Below are 23,672 nucleotides of genomic sequence, written 5' to 3'. Positions count from 1 at the left end.
GCGGTCACCGCGATCCCGGGGCGGGCCGCGCGGCAGGAGGCTCTAGCCTCGTGACATGGACTACGACGAGCAACAGCGCGACATCATCCTGCGCATCATCGGCCTGCTCACCGCCTCCGCCGAGTGGATGCGGGAAGCGGGCACCGAAGCGGAGGACGAGGACGACCTGAGCCGCCTGGGACTCGTCGGCGACCTCATCAAGGAGGTCCTGCCCGCTGTGGAGATCCCGGAGCAGACGCCGGTCTCCGAACTCGGCTCCGTCATCGGCGAACAGATGAGCGTCGCCCTGACCCGGCTCGCCGCCGGATTCGTCTTCACCTGGTCCGAACTCGCGGACGTCCACGACAGCGGCCGCACCGATCTCGGCTCCGCCGACGTCCTGCGCGAGATGGCCCTCCAGATCGAGAGCCACCGCGGCGAGGGCCCGCAGCCGGGCCCCGGCGAGGAGGACGGCTAAGCCGATGCGCGCACCGCGGCCCCCAGCCGGACAGCACCCACCTGACACGGGCCCGCCGGACCCGAACGCAGCGGGCGAGGGTACCCCCGACGGGGCCCCGGCCGGCCGGAGGACACCGGCTCCGCACCCCCGGTCCACCCGCCTCGTCCACGTACTCGTCCTCGGCGGCACCACCGAGGCGCGCGCCCTGGCCCTCGCCCTCGACGCCCGGCCCGGGACGCGGGTCACCACCTCGCTCGCCGGCCGGGTCACGGCACCCGCCGCCCTGCCCGGCGCGGTCCGCGTCGGCGGATTCGGCGGCCCCGAGGGCCTCGCCGACTGGCTGCGGGCGCACGAGGTGGACGCCCTGGTCGACGCGACGCACCCCTTCGCCGCCACCATGAGCGGCCACGCGGCGAGCGCCGCCGCGCACACCGGCACCCCGCTGCTGGTCCTGTGCCGGCCCGGCTGGCGGGAGCAGCCCGGCGACCGCTGGGAATGGGCCGACTCGACCGAGGAGGCGGCCCGCCGCCTGAGCGCGTACGGTCCCAGGGTGCTGCTCACGACCGGTCGCGGCAGCCTCGCGGCGTTCGCCGCGACCGACACCCACCACTTCCTCGTCCGGGCCGTGGAGGAGCCGCGGCCGCCCGCCCCCCGTCACCTGGAGACCCTGCTCGACCGGGGACCCTACACCCTCGAAGCGGAGCGCGCGCTGCTGCGCGAACACCGTGTGGACGTCCTCGTCACGAAGGACAGCGGCGGCACCGCGACCTCCGCCAAACTCACCGCCGCCCGCGAACGCGGACTCCCCGTGCTGATCGTCCGCCGCCCCGCCCCGCCCGCCGGCGTCCCGGTCACCCACGATGTGCAGCAGGCCCTGGAACGGCTCGCGTCGATCACCCGGCCGACGCGAGGTACGGCGGGGGAGCGGCCCGCAGGCAGCACCTGAGCCGCGTGCGCGCGCCCCCTCACGCGCGCCGCGCGCCGTCAGTCGCCGTCCCCGCCGGCGGCCTTCACCAGCGCGCGGGGCGGGTTGCCGCGCCCCTCCGTACCGCCGCCGAGGTCCTCGGCCACCAGGCGCTTCGCGATCGAGTCCACCGCCGCCCGCAGATCCGCACCGCTCGGCCGGCCCTGGTCCTGCTCCAGCTGCCCGCGCAACCAGTCGGCCCAGGACCGGGTGATGGTGTCGGCCTCGCGCTTTCCCGCAGCGGTGTGCGACAACAGCGAACCCTCCCTGGTCAGATAGCCCTCCTCGACCATCCGGTCGAACACCGGGAACAGCACCTCCGGAGGAATCCTGCGGCGCGAGGCGATCAGCCCGATGCTCGCGAACCCCACGAGCCGCGTGAGCAGCTCGACCTGCATGACCGCCCAGGCCCCCGCCATGTCCAGTCGCGTGTCCGAGCGGTCGACCAGCTTGCGCGCCGTGTCCGGGCGGGCCGCGAGCAGCAGTTTGGCCACGGACAGCTCCAGCAGCGGCCGCGAGTCAGCGCCCGAGGGCGAGGCGAAACCTTCACCCATGTCGGAGGACCCCAGACGCGCGCTGTCGCGCAGCTTGACCTCCTTGAGGAACAGCGCCACCAGGAACCCGAACACGGCGACCGGCACCGTCCACAGGAACACGGTCTGCAAGGACTCCGCGTACGCGTGCACGAGAGGAGCGCGCGCGGCCTCCGGCAGCGCGTGCAGGCCCTCCGGGCTCTGCGCGGCCCGGGCCAGCGTGGCCGGGTCCAGCCGCCCCGTACCGGCCGCCTCCCGCACGCCGTCCCGCAGGTGCGGGCCGAGCGAGTTGGCGTAGATCGTGCCGAACACGGCGGTGCCGAAGGAACTGCCGAGCGTCCGGAAGAAGGTCACACCCGAGGTCGCCGTACCGAGGTCGGAGTAGTCCACGGTGTTCTGCACCGCGATCGTCAACACCTGCATGGACAGCCCGATCCCGGTGCCCAGCACGAACATGTACAGCGACTCCAGGAACACCCCCGAGTGGTTGTCCATGGTCGACATCAGGAACAGGCCGAGCCCCATCACGAGCGTCCCCACGATCGGGAACCACCGGTAGTGGCCGGTCTTGCTGACGACGTTGCCGCTGAAGATCGACGCGATGAGCAGGCCGATCACCATGGGCAGCGTCCGCACCCCGGAGATCGTCGCCGAGTCCCCGTCCACGTACTGCAGGTACGTCGGCAGGAAGGTCAGCGCGCCGAGCATCGCGAAACCCACCACGAAGCTCAGGATCGCGCACACCGTGAACACCGGATTGGAGAACAGCCGCATCGGCAGCATCGGCTGGGCGGCGCGCGTCTCCACCCAGCAGAACAGCGCGAGCGCCAGGATGCCGCCCGCGAACAGCCCGATGATGGTCGCGGAACCCCACGCGTACTGGTTGCCGCCCCAGCTCGTCGCGAGGATCACCGCGCTCGCCCCGATCGCGACCAGAGCGATCCCGAGATAGTCGATGGCCGGTTTGACCGCCGACTTGACCGCCGGGATGTTCCGGGCCGCCGCGATGACCACCACGATCGCGATGGGCACGTTGACGTAGAAGGCCCAGCGCCAGGTCAGATGGTCGGTGAACACCCCGCCCAGCAGCGGCCCGACGACCGTGGCCACCCCGAAGACCGCCCCGATCGCGCCCTGGTACTTCCCGCGTTCCCGCAACGGGATGACGTCGGCGATCAGCGCCATCGCCGTCACCATGAGGCCGCCCGCACCGATGCCCTGAACGGCCCGCCACAGGATCAGCAGCGTCATGTTCGAGGCGAGACCGCACAGGAAGGAACCGGTGATGAAGATGATCGCCGAGATCTGGAAGACGACCTTGCGGCCGAAGAGATCCCCGAACTTGCCGACCAGGACGGTCGCCACCGTCTCCGCCAGCAGGTACGAGGTCACCACCCAGGACATGTGCTCGGCGCCGCCGAGGTCCGAGACGATCGTCGGCAACGCGGTGCCGACGATCGTCTGGTCGAGGGCGGCGAGCAGAATGCCCAGCACGATGGTGGCGAAGACGATGTTGCGCCGACGCCGCTCCAGGACGGGCGGCTGCGGCGGCGCCGGACTCGGGACACTCTCGCGCGCGGTGGTCACATCGGCCAGCCTCACACCGCGTCACCGGGCCCGCACGGCGAAACGGTCCGCATGGCGGAGCCCCGGACCACGCGCCGGGCAGCCCGCCCCCGCGTCCGCCCGGCTCTCAGCCCTCCCGGCGGCGCCGCAGCAGGTAGGTGTCCATGATCCAGCCCTTGCGCTCACGCTCGCGGGCGCGCAGCTCCACGATCCGCGGCGCGACCTCCCGCAGCGCCCCGGAGACGAGCACCTCGTCCGGGGTGCCCAGATAGGCACCCCAGTAGATGTCGAGGTCCGCCCGGTCCGCGTACGCGAGGAACCGCTGGTGCGCGTCGAGCATGACGACGACGTCCTCGGCCTCCTCGGGAAACCCCTCGGCGAGCCGCCGCCCCGTGGTCACCTGCACCGCGCCGCCCACCCGGTTCAGCCCCGTACGGTGCCGCGCGGCCAGCGTCGACACCGAGCTGATCCCCGGCACCACCGTGCAGTCGAAGGCGAGCCCACCGCGCTCGCTCACCTCGGCGAGCATCCCGAGTGTGCTGTCGTACAGCGCGGGATCGCCCCACACCAGGAAGGCGCCCGTACCGTCCTCGTCCAGCTCCTCACGGATGAGCCGCTCGAAGATGTCGGCCCGCCGCGCCCGCCACGCGTCCACGGCCGGGGAGTAGGCGCTACCCTGCGCCCGCCGGTCCCGCTCGGGGTCGCGCGAGCGGACCACCCGCCAGGAACCGTCGTCCGGCAGATGCGCTGAGAGCATCCCGAGCCGCAGATCACTCAGGTCCGCCTTCTCCTCGCCCTTGTCCAGCAGGAAGAACACCTGGGTCTCACGCATGACGCGCACGGCCTGGAGGGTCAGCTGTTCGGGATCGCCCGCGCCGATCCCGATCACATGAATGGTTCGCACGCCCCCGAGTGTGCCGTACGGCCCGCGGTCCGCTTCCCCGGGTCCGGGCGCTTCAGACCTCCGCTCGCAGGCGGGGCGCCTCCGCCGCCGCGTCGACCGCCCCCGGCCGGCCGTCCGCATCCTGCCCCCGGCTCTCGACCCGCCCCGCGAGCGCCCGCGCCCACCCGCCGAGCCCGGCCAGATCCAGACCGTACGGTGACGCCGTCCCGCTCTCAGCGACCCACTGTCCGAGGCCGGCGGCCCCGCGCAGCAGCAGCCGCGCCCCGCCCTTGTCGTTGCCACGAGCGGCGTGGGTGAGACCGACGGCGAGCTGCGCGAGCGCGCGCCACAGCCCGCGTTCCTGCGGCGGACCGCTCTTCCACGCGTCCTCGAACACCTCGTGTGCGTGGAACGGCTTCCCCGCGTCGAGCAGCGCCTGCGCCTCGACGACCGTCCGCGCGGGGGTGCGCACCATGCCCTCGGGCTGCCGCTCCACCCCGCCGGGGGCGCCGTGCTCCAGGGGCCGGCCGAGCCCGTCCCTGGGCCGCGCGTTCCGCGCCCGCCCCTCCTCGTCCCGGTCCCGGCCGTCAGGTGTCCGCGCAGTACTCATCCCCACATTGTCCGCCCGCCCCTCCGTGTCACAAAGCCTCTCGGACGTGCGGTAATGTTCTTCCTGCACGACACGCGGGACACCCCGCGCAACGGGCATCGGGACGTGGCGCAGCTTGGTAGCGCACTTGACTGGGGGTCAAGGGGTCGCAGGTTCAAATCCTGTCGTCCCGACGGTAACGTCGCAGATCAGAGGGGTCCTCCGGGGCCCCTCTTGATCGTTTCCAGGGGTGGGTCGTCTCACATCTCCCGCATACGCTGCTGATCAAGGTCGGCCGAGAGTTCGGCCAGCTTCTCCGAACCCGCCTTCAACGACGGTGGGCCGGGGTGCGCGTAGGCCCGCTTCGTGAACCCGAGGCCCGAGTGACCGGCCCAGGCGGAGACCACCGTGTCCGGCACCCCGTTGTGGCCGCGCAGATGAGCGTGAACGAACGCCTGGTGACGCTGGCCGAGGTTCAGACGAAGATCGGGTACGAGGCGATGAACCGGGCGTTGGACGCTCTGGAGCTGACGGCCACGCAGCGCGCTCGCGCGCCCGAGGTGATGGCCGGTCTCCTGCGCGGCATGGCCACCGAGGCGCGGCCGGAACTCCCCGCCACCTGAACGCCAGGAAGCCGCAGCTCACACGGGCTGTGGCTTCCTGGCGTGTAGTCGGCCAGCCGGTCCGCCACCACGGATCGGGGCTCTAACGCCCTGACCCCTGGTTGCGATCCGCCGATGGAATGGTGGAAGACGATCGCGCCCCTGGTGGGTGTTGTTCTGGGAAGTCTCGGCACGTTGCCCGGGCAGCCGGGCCGTCGGGACCGGGTCCCCGAGTGGTGTCAGGAGGTGACCGCGAGTGGCCCGGACGGTCAGGTCCTCCGGGCCACGCCCCCGTAGAAGACGACGGAGTCGGGCAGGGAAGTCTGGGGCGACTCGTCGAGTTCGGGGCGCCACCGGTCGGCGCCCACCAGACCCGGCTCCAGGATCTCGAAGTCGCCGAAGAAGCGGGCGATCTCCTCGCGCGTGCGCAGGGCCAGGGTGATGCCTCCCGCCCTGTACTGGTCGTCGACCTCGCCCAGCCGGGCGTCGCCGGGCGTGTAACCGGCGTGGGTGACCACCAGTTGACTGCCTGGGGCCAGCGCGTCCGTCAGAGTGCCCACCAGCTCGTACGCCCCTTGCTCGTCGCTGACGAAGTGCAGCAGCGCGACCAGCGAGAGCTGCACGGGACGCGTGAAGTCCAGGACTTCTGAAGCCTGTTCGAGAATGTCCCGCGGTTCGCGCACGTCTGCCTGAACATAGGCGGTGGCGCCTTCGGGCGTGCCCCGCATCAGGGCTTCCGCGTGTGCCAGCACGATCGGGTCGTTGTCGCAGTAGACGACCCGCGCCTCCGGCGCGACGGCCTGCGCCACCTGGTGCAGATTGGGCTCCGTGGGTATCCCCGTCCCGATGTCGAGGAACTGCCGCATCCCGTGCGAGGCAGCCCATCGGGTCGCCCTGCGCATGAACGCCCGGTTCGCTCGTGCCACGTCCCGGACGCTCGGCTCGATGGCCAGCACCTGGCGGCCCAGCTCCTCGTCCACCGGGTAGTTGTCCTTGCCGCCGAGCCAGAAGTCGTACATGCGGGCGGGATGGGGTCTGCTGGTGTCGATCACGGGGGAGGTGGTGGACTCGTTGGTCCCGGACATCGCGACTCCTCTCACGACCCCGGCACACGAACCGAGGTCCACGCCTGAACAACGAAACCTATACGGGGGTTGATCGTCATGTCAGCGGAACGGCCGGGTCCCGGGGGTGCGTGCCACGCGGCGAGTGGTGGGCCGGCGGGTCAACGTGCCGGGGGTTCGTGGGAGTCGCCGACGAACTCGTCGAGCCACCGCTGGAGCGGCCGGGTGGCCCTGAGCGCCCGCTCCACCCGGTCCCGGGCCTCGCTCGTGCCCAGCCAGGGGCCGGCGGGCCAGCTCTGCCCGGCGTAGAGGCTCTTGTTGCGCAGCAGTTCGATGCGCGGATGGTCCCGGGGGTACCCGCGCGGCGCGGTCTTCAGTCTCTGTACGGCGTGGACGGTGGGGCCGGCGCGTTCCGTCTTGGCGATCGCTCGGTGCAGCCGCCTGCCGGAGTCCTCGTCGGCCACGGCCCGACGGTAGCGGTCGAGCTGGTCGCGGGCCATCGTGTAGAGGCCCGTCCCGACGAGGAGACCGTCGGCGGAGAGCTGGACGTAGCCGCCGCCGGCGAGCGTGGCGGCGGCCGTGGTCTTGTAGAGCGACTTGTCCTTGCTGAACCGGATGTCGCGGTAGGGGCGCAGGACGTGTCCCGGCCCCCACCTGGGCTCCAGTTCGTCCAACAGGGCCAGCAGCGGGGCGAGTACGCAGGTGTCGTAGGTCTCCCGATGTCGCTGCCAGTAGATCCGTGAGTTCTCGGCCTCCAGGCCCTCGAAGAACTCCAGGGCCTCCGCCGGCCATCCGTGGAAGGACATCGCCGCAGGCTACCGGGCCCGGGGCGGCTCAGCGCCCGCCCGCGCGGGGCGCCGACGCGGGCCCCTCGCATGCAGTAGCCGCCCTGGTGCACCGCACCCGCGACGGCGCCGGGTGCGGCACGCCAGAACGGCGCCGTGTTCCCCCTCGACGTGGGCCTGCCGGGCCCCCGGGCCGGGGGAGTGGTGGGATCGCGGCGGGTCAGCCCGGCCAGGTGCCGGTCAGGCGCCGCGTGGCGACGGCGCCCGAACGGTCGACCGCGGCCTTGACGACCGCGTAGATCGCGCCCTGGATGGCCGCGGCCAGCAGGATCTGCCGCCAGGAGCGGTCCTCGTCCGTGGCGTCGGGAGCGTCGTCGTCGCCCTCGACGACCTTCCACGTCTGCTTGAACACGGCGCCCGCGATCAGGCCGCTGACGGCGCCGAGAACCATCCCGACCGGCTTGTAGGCGATCTTGACCGCCTTCATCGGCGGCCTCCGCGGCCGCGACGCACGAGCAGGAAGACGAGGAGCGCCGCCCCTCCCGCGAGGAGCGGCGTCCGGTTGGCACGCGCGACACCAGCGGCCTGGCCGGCCTTCCGCAGCAGTGGATCGGGCGTCTTGTCCGCCGCGTACCGTCCCGCCCGGGCCGCCGTGTCCCGCACCTGGGCGGCGGTCCGCGCCGTCCGCTCCAGGACGGGATCCGGTGTCCGGTCCTGCACCACACGCTGTGCCTGCTCGGCCTTGTCACGAATCTGCCCGGAGACCACGGAGGCCTTCTCGGTCACCTGTGCCTTCACCGCGGCCGTCCTCTCCTGCGCCTGCGCCTTGACGTCGGCCTTGGCGGCCAGCGCTTCGACGGTCTGCCCGAGTTCGTCGCGCGTGCTCTCGACCTGCTCGCGCAGCTCCTCCGGGGTGGGGGCCTCGGGGGTGGGATTACCGATGTTGGTCCGGGATTCGTCGCTCATCAGTGTGCCCTCTCCTTGATCTCGGCCAGATCGGCCTTGACGCTGTCGATGGTCTGTTCAGGGGCGGGGGTGCCGCCCTCGGCGATCTGCTTCTTTCCGGCCAGGGCGGCCACCGAGGTCGCCACGGCCAGCACCGCCGTGACGATGAGAGCCGCCGCCCACACCGGCAGGGCCAGAGCGAGAGCGGCGACGCAGGTCGCCACCAGAGCCTGGGCCGTCAGGACGCCCAGCAGACCCGCGGTGCCGAAGAGACCGCCGCCCTTGCCGAAGCGTTTGCCCTTCTGGGCCATCTCGGCCCGGGCCAGCCGCATCTCGTCGCGTACCAGCTCGGACATCTGCTGTGACGCCCGCGAGACCAGCACGCCCACCGAGTCGTCGTCGGCCGGGGCTCGCCGCTCTGTTGTGCTCATGGCGCGATCACTTTCTTCCTCGATCCGTCGGAATCGTCCACCGGGCCGAGGCGCCCGCCGCGGGACGGTCGGCCGCTCCACCGCAGCGCGCCACGGCGACGCAAGCTCCTCGTCGGGCACGCACGCCGTTCTCCTGCCGGGGTACCCGGCAACCGCCCCGTCACCCACCCGGCGCGGAAACGCTTTGCGCGGGACGCCGCGGCATCGGCCCGGCAGCGGCCGTCCCCGCGCACGTGCCCCACGCACGCGTTGCGCTCACCGCTTGCCGCGGTCGCGGTCCCGCCTCGCTCCATGTCCTGCGGGTTGCCACCTCGACCGCGCCCATGCGTGACCCGGCGCGGACAGGAGCGCGGGAGGTTCCGTCCCGCCCCCGGCGCGTCCCGGCATGGCGAAGGCCCTCGCGAGGGAAGCCCGCGAGGGCCCGCACCGGCGACCCGGCCGGAGAACTCAGGTGGTCGACCCGGTCGGTTCCGCCCTCAGCTCACGCGTCCCACGTGCGCCAGGGCCTGCTTGAGCAGGACGCCGTGGCCGCCCGGCATCTCGCTGCGCAGAGCCGGGGACAAGGCGTCCTCCGGACTGAACCAGACCAGGTCGAGGGCGTCCTGGCGCGGCCGGCAGTCGCCGGCCACCGGGACGACGTACGCCAGGGACACCGCGTGCTGACGCGGATCGTGGAAGGGGGTGACGCCCTGCGTCGGGAAGTACTCCGCGACCGTGAACGGCTGCAGGGAGGCGGGGACCCGGGGGAGGGCCACCGGGCCGAGGTCCTTCTCCAGGTGGCGCAGCAGCGCGTCGCGGACCCGTTCGTGGTGCAGTACCCGGCCGGAGACCAGCGTCCGGCTGACCGTTCCGTCGGGGCCGATGCGCAGCAACAGGCCGACGCTGGTGACTTCACCACTGTCGTCGACGCGCACCGGTACGGCCTCGACGTAGAGGATCGGCATACGGGCGCGCGCCGATTCGAGTTCGTCGGCCGACAGCCAACCGGGCGTGGTTTCGGTCATGTCAGACATTGCTTGATCATACTTTCAGGGAGCTGCCCCCCGCTGTAGCACCGCGGAACTGACGGCCCCCCGCCGTGCCCCCGGCGGCGCGGCAGCGCCCTGGGACAGCGGCAGCGCGTGGCGCAACCGTCCGTGCCCTCCGATTGACGCCGGTACATCGGTACATGAAGTGCCTTCCCCCGGTCACTCTTCGGGCCGGCTGAACGAGCCGTCCGGACTCGGCGGACCGGCCTCGCAGACAAGCCACTCGTCTCGCCCGCCACCGATTCCACCGCCACCGCCACCGCCACCGCCACCGCCACCGCCACCGCCACCGCGCGACGCGGTGTTTCCCGGCACGTGCACCTCCCGCGCCTGCCGGCCCATCATGCGGATGCGCGAGGTCCATTCGGACAGTTCCTCCCGCTGTGCGAGTGACGGAACTTGTCCTCCTTCGTGCCGGTGGCCCAGGCCTCGCCGCGCCCGTGGAAGCGCACCACCGCGAGCTGCGGGGAAGTGACCCGCTCGACGCGGATCTCGTGGGCCGGGAGGCAGCCCGGGCGTTCGGAGAGCGTGGGGGAAGCCGCACGTCCCGCGCCCGGACTCGTGGGGCGACCCTCCGGGCACCAGCTACCTGGGGCGCTCCTCGGGTGCTCAGCCGCCTGCGCCGGCGGGTAGCGGGCGGGTGAGTGGCATCCGCAGGGCAGAGCCTCCGCACCGGGAAGGGCTCCAGGGCAAGGGGCCCGAACTCCCCGCGCGACGAGCCCAGTTCCCATCCCGCAGGACAGGGATACGCAGGCCGGGGCGCTCCGGTCCGCCCGGCAAGGGACGCGATGGGGCGCCCGCCCGGCCCCGGGCGCGATGTGAAGGAAGTCGTGGAGGTGGCCGGGTGCTCAGGCGGTTCCGCGCCCGAGGTAGGTCAGCGGGCCCGGGTCCGGGACCGGGATCTCGTGGAAGCCGAGCCGGTCGTAGAAGGCGCGGGCCGGAGTGTTGCTGGTGACCATGCCCAGATGCACGGCCGCCACCCCCTTCCGGTGCAGGGCGTCGAGGAACGCCCGTATCAACTGCCGTCCGTGCCCACTGCGCTGGTGCGTGGGCAGCAGGTCGATGTGGAGGTGCGCCGGGTACTCCGACAGCTCGGGCACCAGCATCCGTTCCGGGCGGTGCATCAGGTCGACCATCACCTCGGTCGGGGTGGTCGGCGGGCCCGCGAGGGCGGGATAGCGCGTGGACACCCCCGGCAGCCACTCCGTGCGGAAACGGGAGACGAACGACGCGGTGTCGGCGGTCCCCAGGACGTAGCCGACCGCCCGTCCCTCGTCCTCCACCACGAAGGCCAGATCGGGTTCGAGGACGGCGTAGGGCGCCGCGAAGATGTTGGGCAGCAGCTCCAGGTCCGGGTAGATCGCCCGCGAGTCACCGCCCTCGTGCGCGGTCCGCACGCAGATGTCGAAAAGTGCTTGCTGATCCTCGGGCCGATAGGGACGAAGAGTCGCCGTTGATGTCATGGCGGGGATTATGAGGGGCGTGGGAGCGGTCCCACAAGCATGTTTCGGCGTAGGGTCAGGGCCGACGGGGCACATCCGCCCGGAACCCCGTCCCTCGGTGGCACCCTGCACCCGGCCCTGATCGGCGGGAGCTTCGACGGGCTCACGATCCACGACGCCGGTGCCGCGTGCCGATGGGCCGGCCAGCCCCGCCCTCGTCTCCCTCCCCGCCGCTCGGCACCCGGCGCGCCCTTCGCCGCTGGGGAGTCGGGACATCCCGGGCGGCCGGACACCGGACGTCTCCCGTACCCGCCCCGCCACGTCAGTCCATCACGTCACCCCGTCACGGAGGACCATGATCATGCGACGCTACATCCTCACCGGCACACCGGGCGCCGGTAAGACGTCGATCCTTCGTGGCCTGGCACAGCTCGGCCACAGCACGGTCGAGGAGGCGGCGACCACCGTCATCGCCCAGGCGCAGGAGCACGGCGAGGCCGAGCCGTGGACCCGGGCCTCGTTCCTCGACGACATCGTCGCCGTACAGCGCCGACGGCAACGGGAGGCACCCGTCCCGGCCGACGGTGTCCAGTTCTTCGACAGGTCACCGGTCTGCACACACGCGCTGGCCGTGTACCTGAAACTGCCGCACTCCCCGGCGCTCGTGTCCGAGCTCGACCGGATCGCCAGGGAGGCGGTCTACGAACGGGACGTCTTCTTCGTCCGCAATCTGGGGTTCTGCGAACCCAGCGCGGCGCGACGCATCAGCTTCCGGGAGTCACTGGAGTTCGAGCGCGTCCACGAGCAGAGCTATCGGACGTTCGGATACCGGCTCATCGACGTTCCGGCCGGCCCGCTGACCCGGCGGACCGGCGCGGTTCGCGCCGCGGCCGCCCGCCTCGCCGCTGCGGCTCCCACCTCACCGGAGCCGGCCCCCGGGCCGACGCGGTGACGGCGGGGCGTCCCGCCGGTGCGCAGGCCGCCGGTCCCCCCGGTGCCCCTACACGGTGAGGAAGGCGCTGAGCCGGCGATCGGTGACGGAGCGCCCGACCTGCACCTCGTAGCGGCCCGCGACGTGGCGCCAGCGATCCCGGGTCTCGTCCCAGATCTCGAAGGCGCGCCCGGGAAGAGGCACCGTCACCCGCACCGTCTCGCCCGGCGCGGCCTCGACGTTCGCGAAACCGGCCAGCCACCTCGCGGGGCGGGCCTCCCCCGCGCCGGACGCTCCCTCGCCGTCCGTGGGGGCGAGATACACCTGGACGACCTCACGCCCCGCGCGCCGGCCCGAGTTGCGGATGTCGACGCTGACGGTCCCCTCCTCCACCTGGACCGCCTCGTACGTCCACTCGGTGTACCCCAGTCCGTGGCCGAAGGGGTACGAGGGGACCGCTCCCGCCCTCTCCCAGGCCCGGTAGCCGATGAACACGCCCTCCTCGTAATGGAGTCGGCCGTCCGTCGGGGTCACCTCGGTGACCGGGGCCAGGCGGAGTTCGCCCCACGTGGTCGGGAGTCGTCCCCCCGGCTCCTCGGCGCCGAGCAGGACGTCGGCGAGCGCGGCCCCACCCTCCTGCCCGGGGAACCAGCTGAGCAGGACGGCGGCCACCTCGTCACGCCACGGAAGCTCCACCGGGGAACCGGAGTTGACCACCACGACGGTGTGCGGGTTCACGGCGGCCACCGCGCGCACCAGGTCGTCCTGGCGCCCGGGCAGCCGCAGGTCGCGGCGGTCGAAGCCCTCGGACTCGACGCGTTCGGTCGTGGCGACGACCACGATCGCGGCGTCCGCCTCGCGCGCGAGGGACACCGCCTCGGCGATCAGCTCCTCGGCGTCCCTGCGCGGGCCGAGGTGCACGAGGGTGAAGATCACGCCGAACAGCGGCGCGGCGGACTCCTCGGGCAGGGTGTACAGCAGCGACACCTCGACCGGCTCGCCCTCGGTCAGTACGGGCGTGCCGCGTTCCACGGGAGCGCCGAAGGCCGGGCCGAAGGCGTCCGTGGACTCACCGGCCGGCTCCTCGCCGTCGTAGAGGAGTTCGTCCCCGACGGTGAGCCTGAACCTTCCGGCGCCCCGGGTGCCGAAGGGGTGCGGGCCGCTCTCCCGGGGAACGAAGGTGCCGACGATCTCGACGCTGTGCAGCGACTCCCGGGTGACGCCGGCCGGCAGGTCGTCGGCGCTCCACTGAAGGTGCCCGTTGGGCAGCGGCGTCTCGGTGAGCAGGCCGCCGTCCGCGTCACGGCACACCGCCCGCAGGGTGAACCCCTTGTCGGCAGCCGCCAGTTCGTCGCTAGGGTCGGCGCCCACCGCATAGCTGAGGGCCCCCTCGGGGAGAGCTGCCGCGAGGCCGTCGAGCGGGGAGACGGTGTGCTCGGGGAAGACGGTCGCCGATCCGCCGCCCAGGACCCGGGCGTCCCGTGCGGCCGCCCCCAGCAGGGCGACCCGGCCGCCCGCGGAGAGGGACAGCGGGAGTGCGGGAAGCCCGCCGGACACGGGCTCGTTGCGGACGAGGACGAAGCCGCGCCGCGCGATCTCGCGGACCAGGGCCGCCCCGTCCACCTCGGCCGGAAGCCGTCCGGCCACCGGCTCCGCGCCCGCGAGCAGCCCCAGACGGGCCGCGAGCAGCAGGACGCGGCGCACGGCCTGGTCGACTTTCGCCTCCTCGACCGCGCCGTCCCGCACGGCCTTGGCCAGCGCCTCTCCGTAGACGGTGTCCGGCCCCGGCATCGCGAGGTCCAGTCCGCCCTCGATGCCGCCGAGGGTGGAGCGGGCGGCCAGCCAGTCCGAGACGTTCACGCCGTCGAAGTCCCACTCGCCGCGCAGCACCTCGTTGACGAGGTAGCGGTGCTCGGTCATCGTGGCGCCGTTGACCGTGTTGTAGGCGGTCATGATGCCCCAGGGGTGGGCGTTCTTGACGATGGTCTCGAAGGGGGCGAGGTAGAGCTCGCGCAGGGGGCGTGGGGCGATGCGGTTGTCGACGGTGAAGCGGTCGGTCTCGGCGTCGTTGCCCACGAAGTGCTTGACGGTGGTGCCGACGCCGCCGGACTGCACGCCCTGGACGTAGCCGGTGCCGATCGCCCCGGTGAGGTACGGGTCCTCGCTGTAGGTCTCGAAGTGCCGGCCGCCCAGCGGTGAGCGGTGCAGGTTGACGGTCGGCGCGAGCAGGACGTGCACGCCCTTGCGGCGGGCCTCCTGGGCGAGCAGTCGTCCGGCGCGGCGGGCGAGGTCCGGGTCCCAGGTCGCGGAGAGCGCGGTCGGCGAGGGCAGGGCGATCGACGGGTTGTCGGCGCTCCAGCCGGAACCGCGCACACCGACCGGGCCGTCGGACACGACCAGGGACTCCAGGCCGATCTCGGGAAGCGCGGGCAGCGACCACAGGTCCTGCCCGGCCAGCAGCCGCGTCTTGGTGTCCAGGTCGAGTACGGCGAGGGCGGCCTCGACGACCTTCTCCCGCACCAGGGCCTGCTGCTGTTCCCGGCCCCGGTCGTCGCCGACCCGTCCATGGTCGTCGCCGGTCCGTCCCCGGTTCCGGTCCTGGGACTCGGTGGAGGGCCGTGGGGCGCTCCCGGTGGCGAGGGCGAGGTCCCTGTCCTGGTGCATGGTGCTGACTCCTCGTGGACTTCGGTGGCGGTGCCGGGGCGTCACCCCGGACGGCTCCCTCGACCCGGTGCGGCCGGGTACGGGGCAGGGGCGGGACACCGGGAAGGACCACGGGCCGTTCGCGATGGTGCGAGCCGCGTCCCGCCCGCCTCGCCGGGTGCGCAGGACAGGGTGCATGAAACGATTCAGACACGGACACGCTAGAGGTCCGGCTGCGGAACTGTCAAGGTTCCGCAGCCGGTTTCCCCCGGGGCGCGTCAGGCGTCGCCCGACCCCTTGAAGCGGGCCACCTGCTGTCCCAGGAGGTCCAGATAGAGAGTGCCGAGTTCGACGCTGGGCTCGATGTCGTTGCTGAACTCGGGGGACATCTCCTCTCCCGGTTTCTCCGGGCAGCCGGTCCACTCGTTGAAGGACTGCACCAGCACGACGCGCGGTCCGACGGCGACCGCCCGGTCCCACTTGCTGACGAAGGTGCGCCCGCCCTCGCGCCCCTCGCGCTTGTTCTCGCTGACCCAGCCGTCCGGATCCCCGCGCACCGCAGCGTTGACCACCATGGCCTCGGGGACGCCGTCCACCACCGGGTAGGTCTGCTCGCCGCGGTCCTCCCACGACCAGTAGCCGTACTTGCTCACCCGGCCGTCCAGAAGGCTCGGCTGGTCCGAGACGAAGCCGGTCATGTGCCGCACGGTGAACCGCTGGTCGTCCCACGGGGGCGGTCCGTCGGGAAACAGGGCGGGGGTCCCGGCGTAGTCGACGAGCAGGGGCTTGTCCCGGAAGGTCTGGTAGAGCGGCCCGCGTACCGGGTCGCTGACGAAATCGCGGTAGACCTGGTCCGCCTTGGCCTGGATGCGTCCGTTGGTGTAGTCGGCGGCGTGCGAGGTGCCGATCAGGATCGCGAGCCTCGGCGGCGAGGGCATGTGCGCGAAGGTGGCGAAGACGGCGGCCGTGGCGTCCTCGATGGCCTTGATGTCGGTCCGCCCCGGGTCCGCCGGGTAATCGATGTTGTTGGACCAGTCGATCAGGAGAAAGTCGACCCCGGCGCCGGCCAGCCATTCGCCGTGCTGCCGGATGACGGCCGGGTCGGACGAGTCGTAGGGCCCCAGCTGGGGGGTGCCCCAGGTGCAGCCACCGTTGCTCGACCAGGTGGTCGGCGGGAACCAGGGGGAGTAGGCGATGCCGACCAGCCGGTCCTCGGTGGCGGCGGCCCGGCCGCTGCCGAGAGTCAACGGAAGGCCCAGGGCGCCGGCGGCCGCCGCCACCGCACCGGTGATGACGGTTCGTCTGCGGGGGGAGGGTAAGGCGTTCATGCGAACTCCAGGTGTGTGTCTCCGAGGGGGTACGACTCCGCGTGGGTGTGTGACTTCACGGCCGCACGGTCACGGAGGGATGCGGCCCCGCAGTCGCACGACTCCGGGTGGGGGGCTGCGGAGGGGTGCGGCTCCGTGGATGTGCGCGGCCCGAGGCGTCCTTCGGGCCGCCAGGGCGGGGAGGCGGGCTGTCCCCTCCAACGTGAAAGGATTCACCCCCAGGGACTACAACACGCGTACGGATCGGTGTCCAGAGTCGTGCGCGGCCTTCCTCGCGGCCCGGGCTGTGGAGTGCCACGCGCCGGGCCGAAGGGGCTCCCCGCCCGGTTTCCGCGCACCGTCCGGCCCGGTCCGGCGGCTCCGCGCGTCGGCCGGGCGGTGGCCGGGGAGCGGCTCGACTGCTGGGCGGTGGAACCCACTTGCCCCCTTCCGGACGCAAGTGCGCGGTCCGAAAAAGGGGGTCGGGGCGCTGGGGCGGTGTGGTCCGTGGCGGCGCCGGTCGATCGGGCGGCAACCGCGCCGCGCGGCAGCCGTGTTGACCGGACCGCCCGGGGGCCGGGTGGCGACGCGTGCGGGCGAGGTCCCGGCCGAGAGGTGTCGCCCGAGCCCTTGACCGGCGTGCCGGGGCGCGCCATAGTGCGCTGAATCCTTTCATTCGACCGCCGCTTGCCGAGCCGCTCAGGCCCGAGTGATCCGGTAGGCGTCGCCATGCCTTCACCGCAGGAGGACTTTTGTCCATGCGAGAACCACACTCGACCGGGCTGCCCGCCGGTACCTCGGCTTCCGCCGGACTGAGCCGGCGCGGTCTGCTGGCCGGCTCAGGTGCTGTCGCCGCCGTCGCCGCCACGGGACTTGCCGCCGCCCCCGCCGAGGCCGCGTCGTCGTCCGTGCCGGGCGGGAGCGGTCGCGTGCGCACCACGAGGACGGCCGCGCGGGGCCGGGAGCGTGCGACCGGAGCGCGCAGGCAGACCAAGATCGGCATGGGATACCAGACCTGGTTCATGCCCGGGGTGAGCCAGTGGCAGACCCCGGAGGCCACCCCGGTCCTCGGCCACTACAACTCCCTCGACGAGAAGGTCATCAAGCAGCACGCCGAGTGGCTGAACTGGGCGGGGATGGACTACCTGCTGCTGGACTGGTCGAACAACCTCGGCGGCAACTGGACCAATGACACCGCCGCCCAGATCATCAAGGGTACGGACGCGCTCCTGGCGGTGTACGCCAAGCTCAGGAAGCGTCCGCAGGTGACGCTGCTGCTCGGCATGGACGACGGCAAGGCGGGCACACCGCACTTCCTCGAACAGATCGAGGAGGTCAAGAAGCGGATCGCCAAGTATCCCGATCTGTGGTTGCAGCACGAGGGCAAGCCGCTGCTGAGCGTCTTCACCGGTGCGAGCGTGAACATGCCTCCGGACTGGCACGACGACGCCTTCACCCTCCGCTGGCAGGGCGCCTTCCGGGAGATCGTCCTCAACCCCGGTGGCCAGTGGAGCTGGAAGGACCGTACGACCTTCGCCAACGGCCCGGAGAAGGTCGTCGCCGACTTCCGGTTCGGCGGGGACACCCTGGACGGCTGGAAGGTCGAGGGCCCCTGGAAGATCGACAAGGTGCCCACCGGCCCGTCCTTCGACAACCAGGTCGAGGTGCGCTGCGTCTCCATCCGCCCCGCCGAAGGGGAGGACCAGGCCAAGGGACGGCTCACCAGCCCGCCCTTCACCATCACGGAACCGGTCGTCGCCTTCAACGCCATCGGCACGGACATGGCCGCGTACGACAAGATCCCGAGCCTGGACGGCCGCAACGTCTTCCTGCTGTCCGACGCCACCACGGGCGAGGTGCTCCGGCACGCCTCCCCGCCCGGCGAACCGACGGGCTTCCACGTGCGCCAGTGGAACGTGCGTGACCTCAAGGGACGCAAGGTCGTGTTCGAGATCGTCAACAACAACGACTTCCCCGCGAACCTGGGCTGGACCGGCGTGGACCGGGTCTTCCAGCAGCGGGCCGAGCAGATCGTCGTGGTGCCCGCGAGCGCCGGCAACCACGGCCCCGGCAGCTACGACACCTGGGACGCCGACTCGCGCGAGCACGGCGCCACCTATCTCTCGCAGTTCACCGGTGCCTTCGACTGGGAGCCGGAGTTCCTCCAGATCACCGCGTGGAACGAGTTCGGCGCCCCCGACCAGTTCAGCGTGAGCGCCAGCAACGACATCGAGCCCACCAAGGTGACCAAGCTCAAGGGCAAGGCCTCCGACGGCTGGGGCTACTACTACCTGGACCTGACGCGGGACCTGGTGGACCAGTACCGCGCCGGGGCCGAGTTCCCCGACGTCCGCCTCGACGTGCGCTACCCGTGAGCCACTGCCCCTTGATCCACTGACCACCCTGATCCACTGATCACCGCGTCAACGCGAGCCGGCCGCCCGGGAGATGTCGTCCCGGGCGGCCGACGCGCGTGCTGCGGTGCTCAGACCGCCGTGCCCTCCTGCCCCAGGGCCACGAGCCGGTCCAGGGGCGTGCCCTCGAACACGCGGCGCCCCAGGAGGACGGCCGCGGCCGAGGTCCAGCCGTGCAGCCTGATCGTGCCGTACCGCTCGTTCGGCAGCTCCAGGCCGCCCGTCACCACGTTGTACTTCTCGTAGAGTTCGCCGGTCTCCTCGAAGTGGCGCACCATCAGCCGGACGAAGCCCTCCGCGGCGTCCAGCCCCGCCTCGTGCAGTCCGTACCGGTCCAGCCCCCACACGGCGACGACGATCAGTGGTGCCCAGCCCGCCGGGTACATCCACTGCACGTCGCCCTCGCCCATGCCCGCGTGCGGACTGGGCAGGGCACGGTCGGTCGTGGTCAGACCGTGCGGGTGGCGGAAGCGGTCCAGAGCGAGCGCCGCCCGCTCGGCCTGTTCCGGGGTGGCGACCCCCGCCCACAGCGGCCAGAAGCCGCACAGACTCCAGTGCGGGAGCCTGCGGCCCGCCACGTGGTCGTAGTCGAAGAAGAAGCCGGCCTCCTCGTCCCAGCACAGCTCACGGATGAGCGCCGCCCGCCGCCCGGCCTCGGCGCGCCACCTCTGAGCGTCCTCCTCCTCGCCGAGCAGGTCCGCGAGTTCGGCGAGGACCTCGGCGTAACGGACCAGCGCGCAGTTGGTGATCAGCGGCGCGACACGGCGAACGTCCCCGTCGTAGATCGGCGTCCAGTCCAGCCCCGTCTCCGCCTCGGCGGCCAGCCGCGGGTCCAGCGACGGGTCCCCGAGGTCGGCGTTGGTCGCCAGACCGCAAGGGGTCGAGTGGTGAGCGGCGCCCCAGTAGTCCGTGTACTCGGCGACCAGAGCCGGATAGGCGCGGTGCAGCAGCGCGGTGTCGCCCACGGCCCGCACGTACCGCAGGATTCCGTCGGGGAACACCGGTGTCTGCGAACGGGTGCACAGCGCCAGCTGGTTGGCGTTCGGCATGAAGCCGAAGCGCTCCACCATCGACAGGTAGTCGACCGCGTGGTTGCGGACGAGGTCGGTCCGCCCGTGCTGGAGCAGGGCCAGGTTGCTGAACCACGTGTCCCAGGCGAACATCGACCGGTACCACGGCGGACCCACCCGCCCACCGCCCGAGGCGTAGGGCTCCGGAAGGTAGAGGGCGTTGGAGTCGGCGCGCACCTCCTCCTCGTGAGCGGTGACGAGGTCCTCGTCCCACCACGCGCGGACCTGCTCGTCGAGGCGCTGCCAGCCCCGTCGGCCCTCGGCGTCGGTCAGGAGGCCGTCGGCCAGGGGGGAGTCGGTCATGAGGTGACCCTTCGGATCGTACGGAAGCGGGGCCGGCCACCACGGCGGCCGGATACTGCGGGAGCCGCGGGCCTCACCACGTGCGCGGGGCGGAGGTCCAGCCCACCCGGCCGAGGAAGAAGCTCACCGGGAACGGCACGCCCCCGGCGTCGGGGTGGTGTACGGCGACCTCGATCGCGACCACCGAGCCCTGCCCCTCCCACGCTTCGGGGCCGTCCGCCAGATCGACCGTCACCCGGTTCCAGCCGGCCGGCAGCGGGCGGTTCAGGTACCCCTCCCGGACCGAGCCGTCGGCGGCTATCAGGCGCAGCACCGCCCGGCCCATCAGGGAGTCCGCCGGGGCCGGCACGCACTGGTCGACATGGGCGTACGCGTAGCGCGCGGCCCGCAGATCCGCCGGCCGCGGCAGATCCAGCCGCACGGTACGCGACTGCCGCGGGTCGCACGGCTCCCCGCCCACCAGCAGCACCGCGCCGGACACCGGCTCGTGGAAGACCGGACGGCACTCGGGGGTGTCGAGCACCTGGAGCGAGGCGCCGCCGGACACCGCCCGCCAGCCCTCGGCGCCGGTACCGTCGGACAACCAGCTCGCCCCGGTCTCCACCCGCAGGACACGCTCCGCGCGCCGTTCGCCGTACCCGACCTCCAGCCGCGCCGTGGCGTCCGGCGCGGCGTCCACGGGCGCCGTGACCAGCACACTGGGCGCCGCACCCGGCTCCCCGCCGCCCGCGACCGCCTCGGCGGACCAGCCCGCGCCGATCAGCGCCCGCACGTCCCCGGGAGTGGTGCCCGCCACCAGCGGCACCCGCACCGGCTCGCCCGGCCGCGCGGCCGGCGCCGCGCCCAGCAGCGGCGCCCGCTCGTCGCCGTCCGCCGCGCTCTCCAGGGCGTAGGAACCCGCGGGGGCTCCGACCAGCAGGTCCTCGCCGTCGCGGCCCAGCACCCGCAGCTGCGGATGCGGCCGCTCACCGAGCACCAGCCCGTCTGCCAGGACCGGGCCGTGCGCCCCGCCGGGCACCCGGATCACGGCCTCGGAACCCACCGGAACGGTCACCGACAGCGCGAGCCCGCGCTGAGGCCCCGCACCGGTGCGCTCCCACGCCACCGCGACGGTGCCCCGCACGGTCCGCACCTCGCCGCTCACCCGGTTCAGTCCCGGCACCGGACGCGGAGCGACCGTGAACCGGGCGAACCCGGGGCCCGAGAGATCGGGCTCGATCCCCACCAGGCGCCGCCACACCCACTCCGCGAACGGGGCCCCCATGCCGATGTGGTCCAGCGAGCCCGTCCCGGTGTTCTTCGCGTCGATCCACCAGCACTCCCACAGCGTGCCCGGGCCCTGGGCGAGCATCGCGCCGATGCCGGGCGACCGCGGCTGGTGCAGGGCGGCGAGCAGCGCCGCCCCCGCACCGGGACGCCACACGGCGCTGTCCGCGCCCGGCCGCACCGGACCCCCGCCCAGGGCCCGCACCAGCGACTGCGTGGCGGAGAAACCCGAGGTCACCCGGTCCCCGCCGTCGTGCACCGCGGCGGCGAGTTCCGCGAGCAGCCCCGCCTCCTGTGCCGCGCTCTCGGCCAGCCCGCAGGCGAGGGCGAGCGCCGCGGCGGCCTGTGTCCCGTTGGCCCACCGCCCGGTCACCGGGTCCCGCAGCAGACGGCGGGCCGCCGCCACGAGCCGGTCCGCCTCGGCCCTGCGCCGGACAGCCTGCGCGTCCTCGCCGATCGCCGCCTCCAGATCGGCCAGATCGCGCAGCGAGGCGATCACCGCGCAGGTCTGGAGCAGCACCGGCGGGGTCTGCCGCAGCGCGAGCCAGTCGAAGCCGTACGACAGCTCGACCTCGGTCACCAGCCCCTGCGGCCCCACCAGACCGAGCTGGTGGTCCGCCCAGCGCCGCAGCGCGCCGATGTGCTCGTGCACGACCGCGAGATCGCCGTAGCGCAGGTAGTGCTCACGGACGATCACGTTGTAGGCCGAACCCCACACCGGGTCGGGAGCGGCGGCCGCCTCCTCCAGCTGCGGCACGATGGCCGGCACCGCCCCGTCCGCGCGCTGCCCCGCCCTGATGTCCCGCAGCCACTTGCGGTAGACGCCCGCCATGTCCAGGTGCGAGACGGCCGCCGCGGCCGACACCGAGGCGTCGCCCGTCCAGCCCTGCTGCTCGCGGGTCGGGCAGTCCTCGGGCAGCGCGTGCAGGTTGTTCCACTGCGTGCGCACCGCCGCGTCCACCATCTGTTCCACCAGCGGGTCGTCGGCCCGCACGGTGCCGATCCGTGGAACGTCGCTGTGCAGGGCGCGGCCGGTGACGCCCACCCGCGCCGCCTCGGGTACGCCACGCACCTCGACGTACCGGAACCCGTGGAAGGCGAACCACACACCGGCCCGCTCACCCTCGCGACCACCCGCCGTGCAGCGGAACACCTGCCGCTCGCGTTCCACGTCGCTCGGCAGCCGGATGTTCGTCGTGCAGACACGGCCCGCCGCGTCGAGCAGCTCGCCGTGGACGGCCTCCAGGACGGTTCCGGCGGGCACCCCGTGCAGGGTCAGCTCGCTGCGGCCGGCCAGGTTCTCCCCGACGTCGTACACCCGCACGCCGGGCGCCGGACGCCCGATCTCCACGGCCTCCCGCTCGCGCACCACGCGCAGCGCGGGCCCCGGGTCCGGCAGCACGCTCGGCAGTCCGGCCGGCTCCACCATCGCGCACGGCCGCCACGCCGCGTCGTCGAAGGCGACCGTGTCCCAGCCGTCACCGACCGTGGCGTCGTGGTGTTCGAGGTAGTGGTTCTCCTCGGCGACCACCGGGGTCGGGCCGTACCGCCAGCCCGCTCCCGTACCGGCACGGAAGCCGCCGCCGTCCGACAGTTCGCCCACCAGGGTGGCGAGCACCCGCGGCGGGCTGTCGTGATCGCGGCGCTTCCCGGTCCCGGTGATCAGGGTGATCGCGTTGTCGCCCGCCCCCAGCAGATCGGTGACGTCGTAGCAGCGGTACAGGGCGACGTGCTGCTCGGTCCGTGAGGGATCGCAGGAGTCCGGGTTGACCGGACGCCCGTTCACGTGCACGCGCACGAGCCCCTGGGCCGTGAAGTACAGCCGCGCGCGCCGGGGCGCGTGCGGAAGGGTGAGGACCCGGCGGGCCGCGTGCCGCGCCGGGACCTCCAGCCACCTGGCGTCCCAGTCCTCGTCGGCCGGCCCCGTCTCCAGCGCGCCGGGTGCCGACCAGCCGGACACCCGGTCCGTCTCGTCCCACACCCGGACCGCCCAGCGGGCCGAGACCAGGGGCGGCAGCGGCGCGCCGGTCCAGGGCACGTGCACCCCGCTGTCGCCCTCGACGCGCCCCGAGTCCCACAGCTCCCGGTCCTCCCGGCCCCCGCCCGCGCCCGGAATCCAGGCCCGCACCTGGTAGGCGCGCTGGAGCTGCCCGCGCCGGACCAGGGGGACGACCCAACTGAGGGTGGGGGTAAGGGAGGTGAGGACCGCGACGAAGCGGTCGGCGGTGGCCGTGGTGGGCGACTGGTCATCGGCCCGCAGCTCGCGGGGGGCGGGGGAGACGTCGGGCTCGGACAGCTCGGTCGTGGGGTGCGCGGACATCGCGGTGGTTGTCCTCCGTCGGCGGCTCTGACAGAATCTGAATCGATTCATTCGGGCGCTATGTCATCACGCCGGACCTGCCGTGTAAACCCCGGCCAGCGAAGTCCGCCCCGGACACGCGGTGCCGCAGGACCCGCGACCACCGGG

General features: G+C 72.8%; 19 protein-coding genes and 1 tRNA gene. 6 read left to right on the top strand and 14 right to left on the bottom strand.

The genetic code is table 11. The features are described 5' to 3' along the window. The first annotated feature begins 55 nt into the window (after positions 1-55). On the top strand, positions 56-457 hold the full coding sequence (locus AB0J21_RS01315; RefSeq protein WP_363143672.1) for a hypothetical protein: 402 nt from the start codon (positions 56-58) through the stop codon (positions 455-457). Between the two features lie 4 nt (positions 458-461). Next, positions 462-1,385, top strand: a complete 924-nt coding sequence (locus AB0J21_RS01310) for a cobalt-precorrin-6A reductase (protein WP_363143671.1) — start codon at positions 462-464, stop codon at positions 1,383-1,385. Positions 1,386-1,423: 38 nt separating this feature from the next. Here AB0J21_RS01310 and AB0J21_RS01305 read toward each other — a convergent pair whose 3' ends face one another. The 3 genes from AB0J21_RS01305 to AB0J21_RS01295 form a co-directional block, all read right to left on the bottom strand. Continuing rightward, on the bottom strand, positions 1,424-3,523 hold the full coding sequence (locus tag AB0J21_RS01305; protein WP_363143670.1) for an MDR family MFS transporter: 2,100 nt from the start codon (positions 3,521-3,523) through the stop codon (positions 1,424-1,426). A 106-nt stretch (positions 3,524-3,629) separates the two neighbouring features. Beyond that, complete coding sequence (cobF, locus tag AB0J21_RS01300) at positions 3,630-4,406, bottom strand: precorrin-6A synthase (deacetylating) (protein ID WP_363143669.1); 777 nt, start codon at positions 4,404-4,406, stop codon at positions 3,630-3,632. A gap of 52 nt (positions 4,407-4,458) precedes the next feature. After that, positions 4,459-4,995: a DUF309 domain-containing protein gene (locus tag AB0J21_RS01295; protein WP_363143668.1), complete on the bottom strand. Its 537-nt coding sequence runs from the start codon at positions 4,993-4,995 to the stop codon at positions 4,459-4,461. Positions 4,996-5,094: 99 nt separating this feature from the next. Between AB0J21_RS01295 and AB0J21_RS01290 the strand changes: the two genes are divergently transcribed. Continuing rightward, a tRNA-Pro gene (locus tag AB0J21_RS01290) sits at positions 5,095-5,168 on the top strand. 243 nt (positions 5,169-5,411) lie between these two features. Continuing rightward, positions 5,412-5,597, top strand: a complete 186-nt coding sequence (locus AB0J21_RS01285) for a hypothetical protein (protein ID WP_363143667.1) — start codon at positions 5,412-5,414, stop codon at positions 5,595-5,597. A 248-nt stretch (positions 5,598-5,845) separates the two neighbouring features. Here the strand turns inward: AB0J21_RS01285 and AB0J21_RS01280 are convergent, their stop codons facing one another. The 7 genes from AB0J21_RS01280 to AB0J21_RS01250 form a co-directional block, all read right to left on the bottom strand. Continuing rightward, positions 5,846-6,661, bottom strand: a complete 816-nt coding sequence (locus AB0J21_RS01280) for an SAM-dependent methyltransferase (RefSeq protein ID WP_363143666.1) — start codon at positions 6,659-6,661, stop codon at positions 5,846-5,848. A 140-nt stretch (positions 6,662-6,801) separates the two neighbouring features. Continuing rightward, the gene (locus AB0J21_RS01275) at positions 6,802-7,446 is read right to left on the bottom strand and encodes a DUF2461 domain-containing protein (protein WP_363143665.1); all 645 of its coding nucleotides are present in this window, start codon (positions 7,444-7,446) and stop codon (positions 6,802-6,804) included. A gap of 199 nt (positions 7,447-7,645) precedes the next feature. Then, positions 7,646-7,912, bottom strand: coding sequence for a DUF4235 domain-containing protein (locus AB0J21_RS01270; RefSeq protein WP_363143664.1), 267 nt, complete (start codon positions 7,910-7,912; stop codon positions 7,646-7,648). Next, positions 7,909-8,391: a DUF3618 domain-containing protein gene (locus AB0J21_RS01265; RefSeq protein ID WP_363143663.1), complete on the bottom strand. Its 483-nt coding sequence runs from the start codon at positions 8,389-8,391 to the stop codon at positions 7,909-7,911. Before AB0J21_RS01265 ends, AB0J21_RS01270 begins: the two co-directional genes overlap by 4 nt. Then, positions 8,391-8,801 (bottom strand): phage holin family protein, encoded by a 411-nt coding sequence (locus AB0J21_RS01260; protein WP_363143662.1) that lies wholly within the window; start codon positions 8,799-8,801, stop codon positions 8,391-8,393. Before AB0J21_RS01260 ends, AB0J21_RS01265 begins: the two co-directional genes overlap by 1 nt. Before the next feature lie 476 nt (positions 8,802-9,277). Beyond that, positions 9,278-9,814 carry an NUDIX hydrolase family protein gene (locus AB0J21_RS01255; RefSeq protein WP_363143661.1) on the bottom strand — a complete coding sequence of 179 codons (537 nt, stop codon included), beginning with the start codon at positions 9,812-9,814 and terminating at the stop codon, positions 9,278-9,280. Between the two features lie 863 nt (positions 9,815-10,677). Then, positions 10,678-11,292 (bottom strand): GNAT family N-acetyltransferase, encoded by a 615-nt coding sequence (locus AB0J21_RS01250; protein WP_363143660.1) that lies wholly within the window; start codon positions 11,290-11,292, stop codon positions 10,678-10,680. A gap of 340 nt (positions 11,293-11,632) precedes the next feature. Here AB0J21_RS01250 and AB0J21_RS01245 point away from each other — a divergent pair, with 340 nt between their 5' ends. Beyond that, positions 11,633-12,223: an AAA family ATPase gene (locus tag AB0J21_RS01245; protein ID WP_363143659.1), complete on the top strand. Its 591-nt coding sequence runs from the start codon at positions 11,633-11,635 to the stop codon at positions 12,221-12,223. Between the two features lie 48 nt (positions 12,224-12,271). Here the strand turns inward: AB0J21_RS01245 and AB0J21_RS01240 are convergent, their stop codons facing one another. Further along, positions 12,272-14,866 carry a glycoside hydrolase family 3 C-terminal domain-containing protein gene (locus tag AB0J21_RS01240; protein WP_363143658.1) on the bottom strand — a complete coding sequence of 865 codons (2,595 nt, stop codon included), beginning with the start codon at positions 14,864-14,866 and terminating at the stop codon, positions 12,272-12,274. Positions 14,867-15,123: 257 nt separating this feature from the next. After that, a complete protein-coding gene (locus AB0J21_RS01235) occupies positions 15,124-16,173 on the bottom strand; it encodes a hypothetical protein (protein ID WP_363143657.1) in 1,050 nt (349 codons plus the stop codon). A 737-nt stretch (positions 16,174-16,910) separates the two neighbouring features. Between AB0J21_RS01235 and AB0J21_RS01230 the strand changes: the two genes are divergently transcribed. Next, complete coding sequence (locus AB0J21_RS01230; protein WP_363143656.1) at positions 16,911-18,527, top strand: hypothetical protein; 1,617 nt, start codon at positions 16,911-16,913, stop codon at positions 18,525-18,527. Between the two features lie 110 nt (positions 18,528-18,637). Here the strand turns inward: AB0J21_RS01230 and AB0J21_RS01225 are convergent, their stop codons facing one another. Together AB0J21_RS01225 and AB0J21_RS01220 are read right to left on the bottom strand one after the other, a co-directional pair. After that, positions 18,638-19,939 (bottom strand): trehalase family glycosidase, encoded by a 1,302-nt coding sequence (locus AB0J21_RS01225; RefSeq protein ID WP_363143655.1) that lies wholly within the window; start codon positions 19,937-19,939, stop codon positions 18,638-18,640. 73 nt (positions 19,940-20,012) lie between these two features. Next, positions 20,013-23,525: a family 78 glycoside hydrolase catalytic domain gene (locus tag AB0J21_RS01220; RefSeq protein WP_363143654.1), complete on the bottom strand. Its 3,513-nt coding sequence runs from the start codon at positions 23,523-23,525 to the stop codon at positions 20,013-20,015. Between the last annotated feature and the right edge of the window lie 147 nt (positions 23,526-23,672).

It is taken from the genome of Streptomyces sp. NPDC049954, from assembly GCF_040656295.1.
GTDB lineage: Bacteria > Actinomycetota > Actinomycetes > Streptomycetales > Streptomycetaceae > Streptomyces.
Note: the sequence above shows the minus strand (reverse complement) of the source record. Positions and strands in the feature narration are given on the sequence as shown.